The sequence below is a fragment of the Pseudomonas fontis genome, assembly GCF_028656955.1.
Lineage (GTDB): Bacteria > Pseudomonadota > Gammaproteobacteria > Pseudomonadales > Pseudomonadaceae > Aquipseudomonas > Aquipseudomonas fontis.
On record NZ_JAMDGY010000011.1, the window covers coordinates 62,365 to 82,226 of the forward strand.

Consider the following 19,862-nt stretch of genomic DNA (forward strand, 5'->3'; position numbering starts at 1 on the left):
TTTCAAGCCTTCTCGTCAATCGAAGGCGAAACTGGTGCCGGGGCCTTGCTGACCACGACCATGGCAGGTCGCAGCAGACGCCCGTTGAGCTGATAGCCCTTCTGGAACACCTTGAGCACGCTGTTCGGCTCGACCTCGGCGCTTTCCTGCATGGCCATCGCCTGGTGATGCTCGGCGTTGAACGGTTCGCCGTGCGGGTCGATGGCCTCGAGGTTGTAGCGCTTGAGGGTGTCGTGGAACATCTTCAGGGTCAGCTCGATCCCTTCACGCATCGGACGGATGCTTTCGTCGTCCGGGCTGGACAGCTCCAGGCCGCGCTCCAGGCTATCGATGACCGGCAGCAAGTCGGCAGCGAATTTTTCCAGTGCGAACTTGTGTGCCTTCTCTACATCCTGCTCGGCGCGACGGCGCACGTTTTGCAGGTCAGCAGCCACACGCAGGGATTGATCCTGGGCCGCCGCCAGTTGCTCTTCGAGCGCCTGTACGCGGGCGCCTACGTCTTCGCTGGCCGCCTCTGCGGACTTGTCAGCGTTCAGATTCTGTTCATCCAGCATCTGTTCGTCAGCCATAAAATCTCTCCTTTCAATTTCATCAGCGAGCTCGACTCGCACGTCTGCCGGGTATATGGGGTCGTAAAATCAAGCTTCAAGGGCTGGATTTGCGCTGAACCGAATCCGCTCATAACCCCTTGCGATCAAAACGCTCCCGCGCAAAGCGAATCGAACTAAAGGCAAGCATTGTCAGCTGATTTAAAAACACTGTATAAATAACCAGACTTAACGCCTGGGAGCCGCCCCAATGCTGGTGCACCTGTCCGTACACAATTACGCCATCGTCGAACACCTGGACCTCGAACTCGCCCGCGGGATGAGCGTCATCACCGGTGAAACCGGGGCCGGTAAATCGATCATGCTCGACGCCCTGGGCCTGACCCTGGGCGATCGTGCCGATAGCGGCGTAGTGCGCCCAGGCGCCGACAAGGCCGACATCCTCGCCACCTTCGACCTGATCGATATCCCCGAAGCCCGCACCTGGCTGGCTGAGCGCGACCTGGACAGTGACGGCCCCTGTATCCTGCGTCGGGTGATCACCGCTGAGGGCCGCAGCCGCGGCTATATCAATGGCACGCCCTGCCCGCTCAGCGACCTGAAGGCGCTTGGCGAGCTGCTGATCGACATCCACAGCCAACATGAACACCAGTCGCTGCTCAAAACCGACACGCATCGCCGCCTGCTGGATGAATATGCCGGGGCCATCGACCTCGCACGCCAGGTACAACTGGCCGCCCAACGCTGGCGCCAGACCCGCCAAGAGCTCGAGCGCCTGTCCAATTCGGGTGATGAACAACGCGCGCGCCACCAACTGCTCAGCTATCAGTTCGAAGAGCTGGAAAACGTCGCGCTGGGCGAGAACGAACTAGAGCAATTGGAGCAAGAACATAAAAACCTGACCAACGCCGAAGCGCTGTTCGGGATTTGCCGCCAGGTGATCGACCACTGCAGCGAAAGCGATTCGGGCAATGTCCTGAGCGCCCTGACCGCCAGCCTCAACCGGCTCACCGCCGTACAAAGTGCACCCAAGGCGCTCGGCGAGGCCGTCAACCTGATCGCCAGCGCACAAATTCAGGTCGAGGAAGCGGTCGGCGAGCTCAATCGCTTCCTCGACAACTTCGACGCCGACCCCGCACGCCTGCAATCCCTTGAGGAACGGCTCGATACGCTCTACACCCTGGCGCGCAAACATCGCGTTCACCCGAGCGAACTGAGCAACCTGCAACAACGCCTGATGGAAGAGATCGAAAGCCTTAACGCCAATGATGAGTCCATCGAGCGCCTGGCCGACGAGCTCTCGGCCTACGCCCGCCACTATCACGAGAAAGCCGCGGAGCTAAGCGCATTGCGCCAACAGGCTGCCACCCAGCTCGCCGCCGCCGTGGAGCAAGAGATCCAACGCCTGGGGATGCCGGGTGGACGTTTCAGCATCGAACTGCACGCCAACTCCAGCGATGACTTGCAGCCCTATGGCCTCGAACTAGTCGAGCTGCTGGTCAGTGCGAACCCCGGCCAGCCACTCAAAGGCCTCGCCAAGGTCGCCTCTGGCGGCGAACTGTCACGTATCAGCCTGGCCATTCAGGTCATCACCGCACAGACCTCGCGCATCCCGACACTGGTCTTTGACGAGGTGGACGTGGGTATCGGCGGCCCAACGGCCGAGATCGTCGGCCAGCTATTGCGCCGACTGGGTGACCGCGGCCAGGTACTGACCGTGACCCATTTGCCGCAAGTAGCAGCCCAGGGCCATCACCATTTATTTGTGCATAAAGTTCGCAACAGCGATGCCACCCACACGGCAGTTGCCAACCTGGGCAAACGTGAGCGGGTAGAAGAAGTTGCGCGCATGCTCGGCGGCATTGACCTGACCAAGGAATCCCTGGCTCACGCCCGCAAGATGGTGGTGACCAGCAAGGCCTGATTCAAACCCCTCCCCCAGAAAGCACAAAGGCGACCCCAGGGTCGCCTTCAGTGCTTGATACTGACGCTTACTTCTTCTTGCGTACGTACAGCACGAGATTGTGGTCCACCAGCTCGAAGCCGTGCTCAGCCACAATTTCCTTTTGACGCTTTTCAATCTCGGAGTCGAAGAACTCGATGACTTCGCCGGATTCCACGTTGACCATATGGTCGTGGTGGCCGCCGTCTGCCAGTTCGAAGACCGCGTGACCGCCATCAAAGTTATGACGCACAACAAGGCCAGCAGCCTCGAACTGGGTCAGAACGCGATAAACGGTCGCTAGGCCAACGTCCTCACCAGCCTCCATCAATGCCTTGTAAACATCCTCGGCACTCATGTGACGCTGCTCGGTAGAGTCGAGCATCTGTAGAATTTTGACTCGAGGCAGGGTCACCTTGAGACCGGCTTTGCGTAATTCGCTATTTTCAACCATGGTCAGCTTTCTCGCCGATGCTGCTTCGCAGCTTCTCTGAATACGGGTATGATCGGGGTTTACGTTGTCCAGCCAAGATAGTGGAAGTCGCCCACCGATGCAAAACACCAAGCTCTTGCTAACCAGCCTCACCTTCGTGGGACTGCTCGCACTCGCCGGTTGCTCGTTCCCCGGGGTTTACAAAATCGACATCCAGCAGGGCAATGTCGTCACACAGGACATGATAGACCAATTGCGCCCGGGAATGACCCGCCGGCAAGTACGGTTTATCATGGGCAACCCGCTGATTCAGGATACCTTCCACACCAATCGGTGGGATTACCTGTACAGCCTGCAGCCAGGTGGCGGTCAGCGTCAGCAAGAACGCATGAGTGTGTTCTTCAACGCCAATGACCAGCTCGCCAACCTGTCCGGTGACTTCATGCCAGGCGTAAGCCGTGACCAGGAAATCCTCGGCAACGAAAGCAGCACGACGGTCAACCCGGCCCAAGGCGCCGAGCAGCCGGTCAAGGCAACCCCGGCCAAGCCAGGCTCGCTGGAAGAAAAAATCCAGCGCGACGTCGATACCATCGAAGTCATGCCGGTTCCGGTGCAACAGCCGCTGGACACCTCGCCGCAGTAACCGCTGCGTAGCGCATAAAAAAGCCCGGACTTGTCCGGGCTTTTTTGTGGCCGCTTGTTTCTACTCAACTGCTGAGTTGCTTGGCACGCTGACAGAATGCATCCACCAAAGTGTTGGCCGCCTGATTGAACAGCGGCCCCAGCGTTGCGCGCACCAGTGGCCCGGCGTAGTCAAAGGACAAATCCAGGCTGATCTTGCAGGCCTTCTCCCCCAATGGCTTGAAAACCCAGATGCCGTGCAGCTGGGTGAACGGTCCTTCTTCCAGGTTCATTTCGATGGATTGCCCCGGCACCAGCACGTTACGGGTAACAAATTGCTGGCTCATGCCCCCTTTGGCCACCTCCAACCGTGCCCGCATGTGCGTGTCACTCGACTCCATCACGGTACTTGCCGAACACCACGGCAGAAACTCCGGATAACGCGCCACATCGTTGACCAGGTCGTAGAGCACCTGGGCAGGGTAAGGCAGCAGGGCCGAACGTTGAATATGAGTAGTCATCGAGGCGTCATTTCCAAAGCTGAGCGGCAAACACAACCAGAATGCCGAGGGGCGCCACATAGCGCATCAAGAAAAAGGTAAAAGCAAACAACAGCGGGCTGCGCATGTTCAGTTCGTCACGCACAGTCTCACGACCCATGATCCAGCCGGCGAAAATCACGAAACACAAGCCACCCAATGGCAGCATGATCCGGGAAGTGAAGAAATCGATCACCCCGAAGAAATCCAGCCCGGTCGTAGCACCCCACTGGTAGAGGTGCATGCCGGTTTCATCGCTCACAAAGAATCGAGCCTGTTGCCAGATATTGAACGAAAACACCGTACCCAAGCCCACCAGCCAGCAACTGAATGCCAGGCCTGCGGTGATCCATAGCCGGCGCACGCCGGTACGCTCAACCAGGTAGGCGACCATCGGCTCCAGCAGTGAAATGGCCGAACTCCATGCCGCAACTGCCACTAGAACAAAGAATACGACGCCCATCAACTGGCCGAAGGCCACATTACCGAAGGCAAAAGGCAGCGCGACGAACATCAACCCTGGCCCTTCACTGGGGTTCAAGCCTGCCGCAAAGACGATCGGGAACAACGCCAGCCCCGCCAGCAACGAGACAAAGGTGTCCAGTAGCGCGACCACCACGATGGTGCCACTGATAGACGCGTTTTTCGGCATGTAGGCGCCGTAGATCAGCAGCGAACCCACCCCCACGCTCAAGGAGAAGAACGCGTGCCCCATCGCCGGCAACAAGCCGTCGAGCAGGCGCGAAGTGTCGAAATCGAACATGAAGTGGACACCTTGCATGAAGTGTCCGGTCGTCAGGCTGTAGCCCAGCAGCATCAGCAACAGCACGAACAGCAACGGCATCATGATCCGCAGGCTGCGTTCCAGCCCCCCAACCACACCTCGCGCAATCACCACCGCCGACAACAGCATGAACACCGTGTGCCAGAGCACCAGGCGCCATGGGTCGCTGATCACATTGTTGAAGTAGGCGCCCACCTGATCGGCCGTGACGCCCTGGAAGTCGCCGCGCCCCATGTCGAGGATGTAATCGAACGACCAGCCGCCCACCACACTGTAGAAAGACAGGATCAGCAGCGCCGTGAGCATGCCAGCGAAGGCCCACCACGACCAGCGCGGAGAATGCCCGGACTCAAGCGCCAGGTCACGCAGGGCATTGGCCGGGCTTTGCCGGGTACGTCGGCCGATCAGCGTTTCGGCCAGCATCACCGGAATGCCGATCAACGCGATACAGGCGAGGAATACCAGCACAAATGCGCCACCGCCGTAGACGCCGACCATGTAGGGAAACTTCCAGATGCTCCCCAGGCCCACCGCGGCGCCGGTTGCCGCCAGCACGAATACCCAGCGACTGGCCCAGCCACCATGGACAGAAACCTTGTCCGTCGACATCAACACGCTCAACTTAGGAAAAAAGAGCGCGCATTGTCCGGGATTCACTACTGCGGCTCAAGCGCACTGCTACCCCGTAGCCGTCAGCGCAACTCCTGCCTATAATGCCGCCCCTATGGCTAAACAAACGAAACATCCGACAGGGACCATCGCGCAGAACAAAAAGGCGCGTCACGATTACTTCATCGAGCATAAATTCGAGGCCGGATTGGTCCTGTCCGGTTGGGAAGTAAAAAGTCTGCGTGCCGGCAAGGCGCATCTGGTGGACAGCTATGTGGTACTGAAGGATGGCGAAGCCTGGCTGATGGGCAGCCATATCACGCCGCTGACAGCCGCTAGCACCCACGTCATCGCCGACCCGACCCGTACCCGCAAACTGCTGCTCAACCGCCGCGAGCTCGAGCGCCTGCATGCTGCCGTGCAGCAGAAGGGTTACACCTGCGTGGCATTGTCGATCTACTGGAGCAAGCACTTGATCAAGTGCGAGATTGCGCTCGGTAAAGGCAAGAAGGAATACGACAAGCGCGATACCGAGCGTGAACGTGATTCCAACCGCGAGCTGCAACGCGCGGTACGCAACAAAGGCAAGGAAGACTAAGGCCTGACAGCCAGACGTTGAACCTGTGAGAGCTGGCATTGCCAGCTCTCTGTAGCCGCTGCCGTCAGGCTGCGCTCGCCTGCGTAGCAGGCGCCGCCTTTGGGAGCGGGCTCCAGCGCAGCCTGTCGGCAGCGGCTACAAGTAGCTCAACGGCCCTTGCGCCGCTCTGCTCGCGCTTCGCGCTGAACCTCCTGACGCACCTCCTCCAGCACCTCCTGCACATACAGAATGTGCCGGCTCGACACCGCTCGGGCATCTTCGGCGCGCCCTTCGACAATCGCCAGGTACAGCTCTCGATGCTGGGAAATCAGCATGTCGCGGGTTTCACTGCGCTGCTTGTACATGCCGCCAATGTTGGTCACCACATTGCGCTTGAGCAGATCGAACAGGCCGCGAATGGTGTGCAGCAGCACCGCGTTGTGGCTGGCCTCGGCTATCGCCAGGTGAAAACGTGCATCAGCCATGCCCTCTTCCGCCCGGCTGACTTCATCGACCCGGCTATAGCAGTCCTGCAACGCGTCGAATGCCGCCTTGAGCCGGTCGCGATCAACCGAGGTTGCGCGTATCGCCGCGTAATAGGCGCATGACGCTTCCAGCGTGTGACGAAACTCCAGCAGGTCACGCTGCGCTTCCGGATTGCATTCAAGCAACTGCAACAGCGGATCGCTGAACGTCGTGCCCAGCGCCTCGGCCACATAATTGCCGCCGCCCTGCCGGCTGACCAGCAGCCCTTTGGCCACCAGTTTCTGGATCGCCTCACGCAGCGAAGGCCGCGATACGCCGAACTGCTCCGCCAACGCGCGCTCAGCAGGCAGCCGCTCACCGGCCGTCAAGGAGCCTTCAAGAATCATCCCCTCAAGCCGCTCGACAATATCGTCGGACAAACGGCGCTGGCGGACCTGGTCGAAAACCATCACATGCTCTCCACAATCCCGGGTGCTTACGGGGCCGTCTATTCTGGCCTATCCGCGCTTGCCCCACACCCTCCAGTTGGCAAATTTCCTTACCCCTCAGTCGCCCCTTCCCACGGCATTCGAAAAAAGTTTTGCCGAGGCAAATTGACACACCCACAGCGAGGCTTTTAACCTAGCGCCTCGACATTGTAAATTGGTATTACCAATTATCCAATGCCAGTGCCTGACCAACAACAATTAGGGGCCACCCCATATGCAAACCTGGCAACAACTCTATAGCCCGCTCGGTAGTCTCGGCCTGTCCGCTCTGGCGGCAGTTATTCCCATCGTGTTCTTCTTCCTGGCATTGGCCGTGTTCCGCCTCAAGGGCCACGTCGCAGGCAGCATCACCCTGGGCCTGTCGATCCTCGTTGCAATCTTCGCCTTCCAGATGCCTGCCGACATGGCGCTCGCCGCAGCCGGCTACGGTTTTGCCTATGGCCTGTGGCCTATCGCCTGGATCATCGTTGCGGCGGTGTTCCTCTACAAACTGACGGTCAAGAGTGGCCAGTTCGAAGTGATCCGCAGCTCGGTGCTGTCGATTACCGATGACCAGCGCCTGCAAGTGCTGCTGATCGGCTTCTGCTTCGGCGCCTTCCTCGAAGGTGCCGCCGGCTTCGGCGCCCCGGTGGCGATCACCGCCGCCCTGTTGGTAGGCCTGGGCTTCAACCCGCTGTACGCCGCCGGCCTTTGCCTGATAGCCAACACCGCGCCGGTGGCCTTCGGCGCCCTGGGCATTCCGATCATCGTCGCCGGCCAGGTGACCGGTATCGACGCCTTCAAGATCGGCGCCATGACCGGCCGCCAGCTGCCACTGCTGTCGCTGTTCGTGCCGTTCTGGCTGGTGTTCATGATGGACGGCCTGCGCGGCGTCAAGGAAACCTGGCCTGCCGCCCTGGTGGCTGGCCTGAGCTTCGCCGTGACCCAGTACTTCACCTCGAACTTCATCGGCCCGGAACTGCCGGACATCACCTCGGCCCTGGCCAGCCTGATCTCCCTGACCCTGTTCCTCAAGGTCTGGCAGCCCAAGCGGGCCTTCACCGAAGCCACCGGCAGCGTTGGCGCAGCCGCCGTGAAAAGCACTGGCGGTTTCGGCCAGGTGCGCAACATGCAGCCTTCGCCTTACAGCCTCGGCGAGATCTTCAAGGCCTGGTCGCCGTTCCTGATCCTCACCGTGCTGGTCACCATCTGGACCCTGAAACCGTTCAAGGCGATGTTCGCCGCCGGCGGCTCGATGTACAGCTGGGTGTTCAACTTCGCCATCCCACACCTTGATCAACTGGTCATCAAGACCGCGCCAATCGTTGCCGCGCCAACTGCCATCCCGGCCGTGTTCAAGCTCGACCCGATTTCGGCCACCGGCACCGCGATCTTCTTCTCCGCGCTGATCTCGATGCTGGTACTGAAGATCAACTTCAAAACTGGTCTGACCACTTTCAAAGAAACGTTCTACGAGCTGCGCTGGCCTATCCTGTCGATCGGCATGGTGCTGGCCTTCGCCTTCGTCACCAACTACTCGGGCATGTCCTCGACCATGGCCCTGGTTTTGGCGGGCACTGGCGCGGCGTTCCCGTTCTTCTCGCCGTTCCTCGGCTGGCTGGGCGTGTTCCTGACCGGTTCCGACACCTCGTCCAACGCGCTGTTCAGCTCGCTGCAAGCCACCACTGCGCACCAGATCGGAGTCAACGACACCTTGCTGGTGGCGGCGAACACCAGCGGCGGCGTGACCGGCAAGATGATCTCGCCACAATCGATCGCCGTGGCCTGCGCCGCTACCGGCCTGGTAGGCAAAGAGTCCGACCTGTTCCGCTTCACCCTCAAGCACAGCCTGTTCTTTGCCACCATCGTCGGCCTGATCACCCTGGTCCAGGCGTACTGGCTGACCGGCATGCTGGTGCACTGATCTAGTCTGCAATAAACCGCGCGCCGGACCACCGGCGCACGCTGTTCAATAACCCGGTCTGCAAGGCTGGCGAAAGCTTCACCCGATACCTTTCGCCAGGCTTGATGGACGGATAACCGGGCCCACCCGGAGACACGCCTGATGAGCGAGCTGTTCTACAACGCCGTGCCCAACGCCACCCGCGTCGCACCGCCACTGCCCCAACCGCGGATTTATCCGCCAGTGAAACCGGCAAAGGTCTACCTCTTCGGGACCTGCGTACTCGACCTGTTCTACCCCGAAGCCGGGATGGACGCGATTCGCCTGCTGGAACGCGAAGGTATTCGCGTCGAGTTTCCCCAGGGGCAAAGTTGCTGCGGCCAGCCGGCGTACACCAGCGGCTACACCGAGCAGGCCCGTGACGTAGCGCGCGCGCAATTGGCGCTGTTTGCCGGTGAGTACCCGGTGGTTGTGCCTTCCGGCTCGTGTGCCGGGATGATTCGCGAACATTACGCCGACTTGTTCAAGGACGAGCCGGCAACCCTGCAACAGGTCCAGGCCCTGGCCGAACGGACCTTCGAGCTGGCCGAGTTCCTGCTCAACGTGTGCAAGGTGCAACTGAACGACAGTGGCAACCCGGTCAAGATCGCCCTGCACACCTCGTGCTCGGCACGCCGGGAAATGAATACCCATGTGCACGGGCGTGCCTTGCTGGCACAACTGGGCAATGTGGAACGAGTCGAACACGACCATGAAAGCGAATGTTGTGGCTTTGGCGGGACCTTCAGCGTCCGTATGCCAGACATCAGCGGCGCGATGGTTGCAGACAAGACCCGCTCCCTGAAGGATTCCGGTGCCCATCAGGTGGTGAGCGCCGACTGCGGTTGCCTGATGAACATCAATGGCGCCCTGGAAAAACAGCACGAAGCATTGCGCGGGCAACACCTGGCAAGCTTCCTCTGGCAGCGCACCGGGGGTGGCCAATGAGCTCTCCGGCGCTGATTCCGACCGTCGCGGTCGAAGAGGATTTTCGCGCTCGGGCCCACACGGCCCTGGGCGACAAGCAACTGCGCAACAACTTTCGCAGTGCCATGGATTCGCTGATGACCAAGCGCGCCGTGGCATTCAGCGATGCGCACGAACGTGAGCACCTGCGCGCACTGGGTAACGCCATTCGCGCACGTGCTTTATCCAAGCTGCCCGACTTGCTCGAGCGGCTGGAACAGAACCTGACTCGCAACGGTGTGAAGGTACACTGGGCGGAAACGGTGGACGAGGCCAATGGCATCGTCCTCTCGATCATCCGGGCTCACGAGGCGCGGCAAGTGATCAAGGGCAAATCGATGGTCAGCGAAGAGATGGAGATGAACCATGTCCTCGCTGAACAGGGTATTGAATGCCTGGAATCGGACATGGGCGAGTTCATCGTCCAGCTCGACCACGAGAAGCCTTCTCATATAATTATGCCGGCAATCCACAAGAACGCCGGCCAGGTCGCGTCCTTGTTCCACGACAAACTTGGCGTGGAGTACACCAAGGACGTTGACCAACTCATCCAGATCGGTCGCCGCGTGCTGCGCGAAAAATTCTTCGAGGCCGATGTCGGTGTCTCCGGGGTGAATTTCGCCGTGGCCGAAACCGGCACCCTGCTGCTGGTGGAGAACGAAGGCAACGGCCGCATGTCCACCACCGTCCCGCCGGTGCACATTGCCGTGACCGGGATCGAGAAAGTCGTCGAGCACATGCGTGACGTGGTCCCGCTGCTGTCGCTGCTGACCCGCTCGGCGCTGGGCCAACCGATCACCACCTACGTCAACATGATCTCCGGCCCGCGTAAGCCCGAAGAACTCGATGGCCCGCAGGAAGTGCACCTGGTGTTGCTGGACAACGGCCGCAGCCAGGCGTTTGCCGACAGCGAGCTGCGCCAGACCCTCAACTGCATCCGCTGCGGCGCCTGCATGAACCACTGCCCGGTGTATACCCGCATCGGCGGGCATGCCTATGGCGAGGTCTACCCCGGCCCGATCGGCAAGATCATCACCCCGCACATGGTTGGCCTGGCCAATGTTCCCGACCACCCAAGCGCGTCGTCGTTGTGCGGTGCCTGTGGTGAGGTCTGCCCGGTGAAAATTCCGATCCCGGCGATTCTGCGACGCCTGCGCGAAGAGAACGTCAAGGCGCCAGACAGCCCTAATCAGGTGATGCGCGGCCAAGGCAGCAAGTACTCGCGCAAGGAGCGCCTGATCTGGAATTTCTGGGCACGACTGAACACCTCGCCGACGCTCTATCGCCTGTTCGGCTTCTTCGCCACCCGGCTGCGGCAATTGGTGCCCAGCAATGTCGGGCCCTGGACGCAAAACCACAGCGCACCGAAACCGGCTGCCCGCTCGCTGCATGAGCTGGCCCGCGAACACCTGGCCAAGCAGGACCGACACTGATGAGCGCCAAACAGAACATCCTCGCCAAATTGCGCAAGAGCCTGGTGGGCACCACGCCGCTGGCCGACAACTTCGACGAAGCCCTGGTCACCGAGCCCTGGAGCTACCCGCCCGAGCAGCGCATCGCCCAACTGCGCAAGCAGATGGAAGCCGTGCACACCGAGATTCACCTGAGTACTGGCGACGCCTGGCCTGCCTTGCTTGCCCGCTTGCTGCACGAGCGTCAGCTGCCTAGCCTGCTGGTTTCACCAGCGACGCCGCATGGCAAGCAACTGGCGGCGCATTGGGACGCCAATGCAGGCCTGCCGACCCTCAAGGCCTATGATCGCCCGGTAGAGGAATGGAAAGCCGAGCTGTTCAACGACACCCCGGCCAGCCTTACCGGCACCCTGGGCGCAATCGCTTCCACCGGTAGCCTGATCGTTTGGCCGACGCCGCAAGAGCCGCGCCTGATGAGCTTGGTGCCGCCCGTGCATTTCGCCCTGCTCAAGGCCAGCGAGGTACACAACAACTTCTATGAGGTGCAGCAGAAATTCGCCTGGGCCGCCGGCATGCCGACCAATGCCCTGCTGATTTCCGGCCCGTCGAAAACCGCCGACATCGAACAGGTACTGGCTTATGGCGCCCACGGCCCGAAAGACCTGGTGCTGTTGATCCTGGAGGACCAATGAGCCTGCCTGCCGCCTTTTTACGTGACACCGAGCAACTGATCCCACGCGAACGCCGCTTCGATGATCCGACTTCGACCCTGGCCTTCGGCACCGACGCCAGCTTCTATCGACTGATCCCCAAGCTGGTGGTGCGAGTCGAGTCCGAAGCTGAAGTGGTTGCCCTGCTCAAGCTGGCCCAGCGTGATCAGGTGCCAGTCACCTTCCGCGCCGCGGGTACCAGCCTTTCCGGGCAAGCGATCAGTGACTCGGTGCTGATCGTGCTGGGCGATAACTGGAACGGCCGCGAGATCCGCGACCAAGGCCTGCAAATCCGCCTGCAGCCGGGCGTGATCGGCGCCCAGGCCAATGCCTGGCTCGCGCCATTCGGGCGCAAGATCGGCCCGGATCCGGCCTCGATCAACGCCTGCAAGATCGGCGGCATCGTCGCCAACAACGCCAGCGGCATGTGCTGCGGTACCGCGCAGAACACCTATCACACCCTGGCCGGCATACGCCTGGTGCTGGCCGATGGCACCAGCCTGGACACCGAAGATCCGGCCAGCGTGGCCGCCTTCGAACACAGCCATGCAACGCTGCTCGATGAGCTGGCCCGGCTGGGCCGCGAAACCCGTGCGCACACCGAACTGGCTGCGAAAATCCGCCACAAGTACCGCCTGAAGAACACCACCGGGCTGTCGCTGAACGCGTTGATCGACTACGACCAGCCACTGGACATCCTCAGCCACCTGCTGGTTGGCTCCGAGGGCACCCTGGGCTTTATCAGCGCGGTTACCTACGACACGGTGATCGACCACCCGAACAAGGCCTCGGCGCTGATCGTCTTCCCTGACGTGGAGACCTGCTGCAACGCCGTCACCGTGCTGAAAAGCCAGCCGGTGTCAGCGGTGGAGCTGCTCGATCGACGCAGCCTGCGCTCGGTGCAGGACAAGCCGGGCATGCCGGCCTTCGTGCAGCAACTGTCCGAAGGCGCCTGCGCGCTACTGATCGAATCGCGTGCCGCCACCCAGGCCCTGCTGCATGAGCAGTTGGCGCAAATCATGGGGGCGCTGGTGTCCTTCCCGGTAGAAAAGCAGATCGACTTCACCGAAGACCCCAGGGAAAACGCCAAGCTCTGGGCGATCCGCAAGGACACCTTCCCCGCCGTCGGCGCGGTGCGCAAGACCGGCACCACGGTGATCATCGAGGACGTGACCTTCCCGGTCGAACAGTTGGCAATCGGCGTAAACCGCCTGATCGAGCTGTTCGACAAGCACCATTACGACGAAGCGATCCTGTTCGGCCATGCGCTGGAAGGCAACCTGCACTTCGTCTTTACCCAGGGTTTCAACAGCACCGAAGAGGTCGCGCGCTACCAGGCCTTCATGGATGACGTGGCACAGTTGGTGGCGGTGGAGTTTGGCGGCTCGCTCAAGGCGGAACACGGCACCGGACGCAACATGGCGCCGTTCGTCGAGCTGGAATGGGGCCATGACGCCTATCAGCTCATGTGGGCGCTCAAGCGCCTGCTCGACCCTAACGGCATTCTCAACCCGGACGTCGTGCTCAGCGACGATCCGCAGATTCACCTGAAAAACCTCAAGCCACTGCCAGCGGCCGACGAGATCGTCGACAAATGCATCGAGTGCGGCTTCTGTGAGCCGGTCTGCCCATCCAAGGGGCTGACCCTCAGCCCGCGCCAGCGCATCGTGATGTGGCGTGATATCCAGGCGAAAAAGCGTGCGGGCATCAACACCGATGCACTGGAGCGCGACTATCAATACCAGGGCATCGACACCTGCGCTGCCACGGGGCTGTGCGCCCAGCGTTGCCCCGTGGGTATCAACACCGGCGAGCTGGTGAAGAAACTGCGCAGCCAGGCTGCCGGGCACGCCAAGACGGCCAACTGGCTGGCCGACAACTTCCATACCGTACTGGGCGGTGCGCGGCTGACCTTGAGCGCAGCCAACGGCGCCCGCAAGCTGCTCGGTGCGCCGCGCCTCGGGCGCATCAGCGCAGGCTTGAGCAAGGCCAGCGGTGGGCGCCTGCCGCAGTGGACCGCGGCCATGCCGCAAGCGCTCAGCAACGTGCATTTCAGCCCGCCGAGCAACGATGCACGGCCGCGCGTGGTCTACCTGGCCGCCTGTGTCTCGCGGGTGATGGGGCCTGCGGCAGGGGATCAGGAGCAGACCTCGCTGCTGGACAAGACCCGGGCACTGTTGGAGAAGGCGGGCTACCAGGTGGTGTTCCCGCACGATCAGGACAACCTCTGCTGCGGCCAGCCATTTGCGTCCAAGGGCTACGCCGAACAGGCCGAGCACAAGCGTCAGGAGCTGATTGCCGCCTTGTTGCAGGCCAGCCGTGGCGGGCTTGACCCGATCTACTGCGACACCAGCCCCTGCACCCTGCGCCTGGTGCAGGACCTGGCTGAAACCCGGCTGGACCTGTATGACCCGGTGCGTTTCATTCGCACCCACCTGGTCGACAAGCTGGAGTTCACGCCGCAGGAGGCGCCAATCGCGGTGCACGTCACCTGCAGTACCCAGCACCTGGGCGAGAGCCAGGCGCTGATCGACCTGGCACGGCGTTGCAGCAAGCAGGTGGTGATTCCGGAAGGCATTCACTGCTGCGGCTTCGCCGGTGACAAGGGGTTCACCACCCCCGAACTGAATGCTCACTCGCTGCGCAGCCTCAAGGATGCGGTGCAGTACTGCAGCGAAGGGATCTCGACCAGCCGCACCTGCGAGATCGGTTTGTCGAATCATGGTGGCATCGATTACCACGGGCTAGTCTATCTCGTGGACCGGGTTACTCGGGCCAGGGCAATTTAAAGGCATCGCGGGCCCAGCCCGTTCGAACGGGCTGGGCCCGCGATGCGGCTGCCGTCGATCACGGGGGCTGAACCCCTGGCAAGCGAGACAGTCCATCTCGATAGGCCTACCCATTTCCCGAGGCCTTCCCAGCCAAGGAGATTCACATGAAGCGTACTGCGATTTCCGGACTGTTCCTTGCCAGCACCCTGCTTGCCTCCCCTGTATTCGCGGCCGAAGACCTGTGTGCCAGCAACCTGCAGAAGATCAACGACAACATGCCCGCGGCGCAGGTCTCTAATTCCGAGAGCCTTGATGATTCGCTCGAAGTACGACTGGAAAAAGCCAAGGCAGCCCAGGCCACCGGCGACACCAAGGAGTGCGTGGCCATCACCAGCAAGATCATCAGCCGAATGGAAAAAACCGAAAAAGGCGGGCAGTAACGCGCACAGGCCGGGCAACAGGGCCAGCTGTCGACGTCGCCCGGCCGATGGCGTATACTCCGACCCAAGCGCTCGAAAGAACGCTTGATCTAGAGCAAAAAATGGGGCCGTTTAGGATTCGACGCCGGTCGCGAAACTCTAGGTGCATGCCGAGTTGGTAACAGAACTCGTAAATCCACTGTTGCAACTTTCTATAGTTGCCAATGACGAAAACTACGAGGGTTACGCTCTCGCTGCGTAAGCAGCTGAGCCCGCTCTCCTGGTAGCTTCGGCTCCAGCAATCATCAGGGGATGCCTGTAAACCCAAAATGATTGTCATACAGAACAGGATCGCCGCGTAGTACGTTGTGGACGAAGTGGCTAAAACTTACACAACTCGTCCAAAGCACCCTGCCCGTCGGGCGGCTGCGGATTAACTCAATAGACACGGCTAAGCATGTAGGACCGACAGCGGAGTACTGGCGGACGGGGGTTCAAATCCCCCCGGTTCCACCAAATTCAGCAAAAACGAATCAGGCACTTGGGGCTAACCCAAGTGCCTTTTTTGTGCCCGCAAGCAATCCGTCCGCCTCCTCCAAACCCCGATTGCCAACGCCTCGATTCCCCGCTACTTTCGCTGTCTTGATGCCTCGGCACACCGGCCCTTTCTTGCAACAGAACCTCAGTAGGTAATGGATGAAAGTCTGCAATACACACCGAGAAACGTTCTATCACGTACTCAACGCGGTGTTCACCGCCTACGGCAAGCAGCCCGTCATTGCGGAGCTGGGTGTACTGCGGGGCGAGAACGCACTGAAGCTGTACAACGCCCTGTCACCAGAGAAGATGGTGCTGATCGACAGCTGGAGCCCTGCCGCGAACGAAGACTACAGCCCATTCGACCAGCTTCCACCCTGGGTCGACCCGGTCGACAAGTACGCCTACTACTATGGCGGCCCGCTGCACGAGCAGGAAACCTTCGACAAGCTGTACCAGGAATGCGCAGATCGCTTTGCTGACAAGGACAACGTCAGCATCATTCGCGCCGATACCATCAGCGCCATCGACGCCATCCAGCCACGCACCGGCATCGAGAAGTTCGACGTGGTCTACATCGACGCCAGCCACCAGTACGAGTTCATCCTGCGTGACCTGATGTACTACCAGGACCTGGTGGGCCCCGACGGCTTCATGCTGCTCAACGACTGCTGCCACAGCCTGAATGGCACCAAGCAGAACCTCGGCGTGCTAGAAGCCTTGAGCAGCTTCCTCAAACGCTCGGACTTCATCCCGCTGGCCATGACCAACACCGATTGGTCGGACGTCATCCTGGTGCGCAAGAATTCGATCATGGTGCAGATGGTCGACATCGCCCTGACCAACTCCGATATCCCGTTCGTGGAGATCCCGCACCAGCTGATTTCGGCAGCCAAGGTCGTCTACGGCAGCCAGCGCCACAACATCAGCTTCAACTGATCCGGGCCATCGCCCAAGAAAAAGCCCCGACCATTCGGGGCTTTTCCATTTAGCGCTCAGGGTTAGCGCTTGGCGTACTGCAGCACCACTTCCAGCGGGTGACGCAGTTGTCGGTCGGCCATGCGCTTGACCTGGCTACGGCAGGAATACCCGGTCGCCAGCGCCTCGCCATCCTTGTCCAGCTTGGTCGCCCAGGACTGTTCGAAAATGGTCTTCGAGGTTTCCTGATTACGTGCCTCGTGCCCGTAGGTACCCGACATGCCGCAGCACCCGGTCGCCTCTGTGGATAACTTCAGCCCCAAACGAGCGAACACCTGCTCCCATTGACGGGTGCTGGCCGGCACGTTGGTTTTTTCCGTGCAGTGGGCCATCAAACGGAACGTGCCTTCAACCGAACCGGACTGCTCCGGCAGCACGTCCATCAACCACTCCTGCGGCAGGGCAACGTTCGGCGCCGCGTTCAGGCCCGGGACTTTCTGGTATTCCTGGCGATACACCAGCGTCATTGCCGGATCCAGGCCCACCAACGGTACCCCGCACTCATCCAGCGCCTTGAGCTGACTGGCATTGCGAATCGCGGCCTTGGCGAATGCACCCAGGAAGCCCTGCACATGCAACGGTTTGCCATTGGCGCTGTAAGGCGCCAGGAACACCCGGTGCCCCAGTTGATAAGCCAACTCGATGAACGAAGCCAGCAATGGCGTTTCGAAGTAGCGGGTGAAGGCATCCTGCACCAGCACGATGCTGCGCTCGCGCTGCGCCGGGGTCAGCTTGCGCAGTGCCGCCACGCTGGCCGGCTTGACGTTGCAACGGGCCAGCGTGGCCTGCAGGTTGAAGCGGCTGATCAGCGGGCTGTCGAGCATGCCGACATGCTGCGCCAGCAACCCGCTGACCCACTTCGAGCCCATCACCGCGTTGTACAAACCGGGCGCGTAGGCCATGTAGGGAATGGTGAACTCCAGGGAGCCGATCAGGTAATCGCGCATTGGCCGCTGATAGCGCCCGTGATACAGCTCAAGGAAGCGCGAGCGGAACTCCGGCACATTGACCTTGATCGGGCATTGCCCGGCGCACGATTTGCAGGCCAGGCAACCCGCCATGGCGTCGTACACCTCATGGGAGAAGTCCGCCTCCCCCCGCTCGCGCGATTGGTTGTTGCGCAGCCGCGCCGGCAGCCCCTTGAGCCATGAGGTTTTCTTGCGCGCTGCCTCCAGTACATCGATGCTGGCCGCCCCCTGTAAACGCAGCCATTCACGAATCAGCGAGGCACGCCCCTTGGGTGAATGCTGACGCTCGCGGGTGGCTTTCCAGGAGGGGCACATCGCGTCATTGGGGTCGAAGTTGTAGCAGGCGCCGTTGCCGTTGCAATGCACGGCGCTGCCGAAGCTCTGCCAGACACGCTCGTCGATCTGCCGGTCGTAATCGCCGCGCAAGTCGACTTCGTTGACCTTGAGCAGCCCTTCGGGGCTGTTCGGTGGGGTGCAGATCTTGCCTGGGTTGAGCTGGTTATGCGGGTCGAAAGCGCCTTTCAAGGCCTGCAACGACGGGTACAACTCACCGAAATACTCCGGCACGTATTCCGAGCGCAAGCCCTTGCCGTGCTCGCCCCACAACAGGCCGCCGTAGCGCAGGGTCAACGCCGCCACGGCATCCGAAATCGGCTTGACCAGCGCGGCCTGGGCCGGGTCCTTCATGTCCAGCGCCGGGCGCACGTGCAGCACCCCGGCGTCGACGTGGCCAAACATGCCGTAGGCCAGGCCGTAGCTGTCCAGCAGTGCGCGGAACTCGGCGATATAGTCGGCCAGGCGGTCCGGCGGCACGGCGGTGTCTTCCACGAATGGCTGCGGGCGCACTTCACCCTCGACGTTGCCGAGCAAGCCCACCGAACGCTTGCGCATGGTGTAGACGCGGGTCACCGCCTCGCCGCCCTCGGCCAGGGTATGGCCCAGGCGCTCAATGCCGGTATCGCCCTGCAAATGTTCGACGAAGGCCTGCACCCGGGCGCTCACCTCGGCCCGGGTATCGCCGCTGAATTCCACCAGGTTGATGCCCAGCGTCGGGCGATCCGGGTCCGCCGGAAAATACTCGGCGACGCTGTGCCAGACGATGTCCTTCATCGCCAGCATCAGCACCTTGGAGTCGACTGTCTCGATCGACAGCGGCTTGTGCGCCAGCAATGCATTGGCATCACGCAAGGCATCCATGAAGCTGCTGTAGCGCACGTTGACCAGCACCGAGTATTTCGGAATCGGCAGCACGTTCAGCTTGGCTTCCACCACATAACCCAGCGAGCCCTCTGCGCCACACAGCACGCTATTGAGGTTGAAGCGCCCCTGCTCATCGCGCAGGTGCGCCAGGTCGTAGCCGGTCAGGCAACGGTTGAGCTTGGGGAAGGTTGACTCGATCAGCTCAGCCTGGGTTTCCTGGATCTGCCGCGCCATGCGGTAGACCTCGGCAACCCGCCCCGGCCCGGCACAGGCCTGCGCCAGCGCCTGGTCATCGATGGGCAGGCTGTGCAGGCGCTCGCCGCCCAGCAACACGCTGTGCAGTTCGAGCACATGGTCGCGGGTCTTGCCGTAGGTGCAACTGCCCTGCCCGCTGGCGTCGGTATTGATCATCCCGCCGACCGTGGCACGGTTGGAGGTGGACAGCTCCGGAGCGAAGAACAACCCATGGGGTTTCAGCGCCGCGTTGAGCTGATCCTTGACCACCCCCGCCTGGACACGCACCCAGCGCTCCTCGACGTTGATCTCAAGGATGTTGTTCATGTGCCGGGACAGGTCGACCACGATGCCGTCGGTCAGCGACTGGCCGTTGGTGCCGGTGCCGCCGCCGCGTGGCGTCAGCTTGATCTGGCGAAAACGCGGCTCGGCCATCAAGGCGGCGACCTGCGCGACATCGTCCGCGTCCAGCGGGAACACCGCCGCCTGGGGCAGGCGCTGGTAGATGGAATTGTCCGTCGCCAGCACCGTACGGGTGGCGTAGTCGGCACTGAATTGCCCACGAAAGCCCTTGGCGCGCAGTGCGTCGAGGAACTCGGAATAGTCGGCAGCAGGAACACGGGGAGGCAGTTGGGCAATCATCTACGGATGGCTTCTTTAATTTTGGCTGAACACGGTCATACGGAATACTTGCAGCCCGGGCATGCTTGGCTCACCCT

Annotated in this window: 16 protein-coding genes and 1 other RNA gene; 11 read left to right on the forward strand and 6 right to left on the reverse strand. The window is 61.4% G+C overall.

The annotated features are described in order from the left end of the window. Nucleotides 1–2 precede the first annotated feature (2 nt). Nucleotides 3–569: a nucleotide exchange factor GrpE gene (grpE, locus tag M5G11_RS03330; RefSeq protein WP_273909636.1), complete on the reverse strand. Its 567-nt coding sequence runs from the start codon at nucleotides 567–569 to the stop codon at nucleotides 3–5. Nucleotides 570–798: 229 nt separating this feature from the next. Between grpE and recN the strand changes: the two genes are divergently transcribed. Continuing rightward, nucleotides 799–2,472: a DNA repair protein RecN gene (gene recN, locus M5G11_RS03335; protein ID WP_273909635.1), complete on the forward strand. Its 1,674-nt coding sequence runs from the start codon at nucleotides 799–801 to the stop codon at nucleotides 2,470–2,472. A gap of 67 nt (nucleotides 2,473–2,539) precedes the next feature. Here recN and fur read toward each other — a convergent pair whose 3' ends face one another. Further along, nucleotides 2,540–2,944 carry a ferric iron uptake transcriptional regulator gene (fur, locus tag M5G11_RS03340; protein ID WP_028944541.1) on the reverse strand — a complete coding sequence of 135 codons (405 nt, stop codon included), beginning with the start codon at nucleotides 2,942–2,944 and terminating at the stop codon, nucleotides 2,540–2,542. Between the two features lie 97 nt (nucleotides 2,945–3,041). On the opposite strand from fur, the gene M5G11_RS03345 reads away from it, so the two are divergent. Next, nucleotides 3,042–3,566, forward strand: coding sequence for an outer membrane protein assembly factor BamE (locus M5G11_RS03345; RefSeq protein ID WP_273909634.1), 525 nt, complete (start codon nucleotides 3,042–3,044; stop codon nucleotides 3,564–3,566). A 64-nt stretch (nucleotides 3,567–3,630) separates the two neighbouring features. Here M5G11_RS03345 and M5G11_RS03350 read toward each other — a convergent pair whose 3' ends face one another. Together M5G11_RS03350 and M5G11_RS03355 are read right to left on the reverse strand one after the other, a co-directional pair. Then, complete coding sequence (locus tag M5G11_RS03350) at nucleotides 3,631–4,065, reverse strand: type II toxin-antitoxin system RatA family toxin (RefSeq protein ID WP_273909633.1); 435 nt, start codon at nucleotides 4,063–4,065, stop codon at nucleotides 3,631–3,633. Nucleotides 4,066–4,072: 7 nt separating this feature from the next. Next, complete coding sequence (locus M5G11_RS03355; protein WP_273909632.1) at nucleotides 4,073–5,476, reverse strand: sodium-dependent transporter; 1,404 nt, start codon at nucleotides 5,474–5,476, stop codon at nucleotides 4,073–4,075. 115 nt (nucleotides 5,477–5,591) lie between these two features. Between M5G11_RS03355 and smpB the strand changes: the two genes are divergently transcribed. Then, complete coding sequence (gene smpB / locus M5G11_RS03360; RefSeq protein WP_273909687.1) at nucleotides 5,592–6,074, forward strand: SsrA-binding protein SmpB; 483 nt, start codon at nucleotides 5,592–5,594, stop codon at nucleotides 6,072–6,074. 146 nt (nucleotides 6,075–6,220) lie between these two features. Here the strand turns inward: smpB and M5G11_RS03365 are convergent, their stop codons facing one another. Beyond that, nucleotides 6,221–6,988 (reverse strand): GntR family transcriptional regulator, encoded by a 768-nt coding sequence (locus tag M5G11_RS03365; protein ID WP_273909631.1) that lies wholly within the window; start codon nucleotides 6,986–6,988, stop codon nucleotides 6,221–6,223. 253 nt (nucleotides 6,989–7,241) lie between these two features. Between M5G11_RS03365 and M5G11_RS03370 the strand changes: the two genes are divergently transcribed. From M5G11_RS03370 to M5G11_RS03405, 8 genes are all read left to right on the forward strand, one after another. After that, complete coding sequence (locus M5G11_RS03370; RefSeq protein ID WP_273909630.1) at nucleotides 7,242–8,930, forward strand: lactate permease LctP family transporter; 1,689 nt, start codon at nucleotides 7,242–7,244, stop codon at nucleotides 8,928–8,930. Between the two features lie 141 nt (nucleotides 8,931–9,071). After that, a complete protein-coding gene (locus M5G11_RS03375; protein WP_273909629.1) occupies nucleotides 9,072–9,896 on the forward strand; it encodes a (Fe-S)-binding protein in 825 nt (274 codons plus the stop codon). Next, nucleotides 9,893–11,347: a LutB/LldF family L-lactate oxidation iron-sulfur protein gene (locus M5G11_RS03380; protein WP_273909628.1), complete on the forward strand. Its 1,455-nt coding sequence runs from the start codon at nucleotides 9,893–9,895 to the stop codon at nucleotides 11,345–11,347. The genes M5G11_RS03375 and M5G11_RS03380 overlap by 4 nt, the downstream gene beginning before the upstream one ends. Next, nucleotides 11,347–12,018, forward strand: a complete 672-nt coding sequence (locus M5G11_RS03385; protein WP_273909627.1) for a LutC/YkgG family protein — start codon at nucleotides 11,347–11,349, stop codon at nucleotides 12,016–12,018. Before M5G11_RS03380 ends, M5G11_RS03385 begins: the two co-directional genes overlap by 1 nt. Continuing rightward, complete coding sequence (locus M5G11_RS03390; RefSeq protein WP_273909626.1) at nucleotides 12,015–14,825, forward strand: FAD-binding and (Fe-S)-binding domain-containing protein; 2,811 nt, start codon at nucleotides 12,015–12,017, stop codon at nucleotides 14,823–14,825. The genes M5G11_RS03385 and M5G11_RS03390 overlap by 4 nt, the downstream gene beginning before the upstream one ends. Before the next feature lie 146 nt (nucleotides 14,826–14,971). Beyond that, on the forward strand, nucleotides 14,972–15,247 hold the full coding sequence (locus M5G11_RS03395) for a hypothetical protein (RefSeq protein WP_273909625.1): 276 nt from the start codon (nucleotides 14,972–14,974) through the stop codon (nucleotides 15,245–15,247). Between the two features lie 103 nt (nucleotides 15,248–15,350). Further along, nucleotides 15,351–15,742, forward strand: a transfer-messenger RNA (tmRNA) gene (gene ssrA, locus M5G11_RS03400). 180 nt (nucleotides 15,743–15,922) lie between these two features. Next, nucleotides 15,923–16,702 (forward strand): class I SAM-dependent methyltransferase, encoded by a 780-nt coding sequence (locus M5G11_RS03405; RefSeq protein ID WP_273909624.1) that lies wholly within the window; start codon nucleotides 15,923–15,925, stop codon nucleotides 16,700–16,702. A gap of 62 nt (nucleotides 16,703–16,764) precedes the next feature. Here the strand turns inward: M5G11_RS03405 and ydiJ are convergent, their stop codons facing one another. Next, a complete protein-coding gene (ydiJ, locus tag M5G11_RS03410) occupies nucleotides 16,765–19,785 on the reverse strand; it encodes a D-2-hydroxyglutarate dehydrogenase YdiJ (RefSeq protein ID WP_273909623.1) in 3,021 nt (1,006 codons plus the stop codon). Nucleotides 19,786–19,862 lie beyond the last annotated feature (77 nt).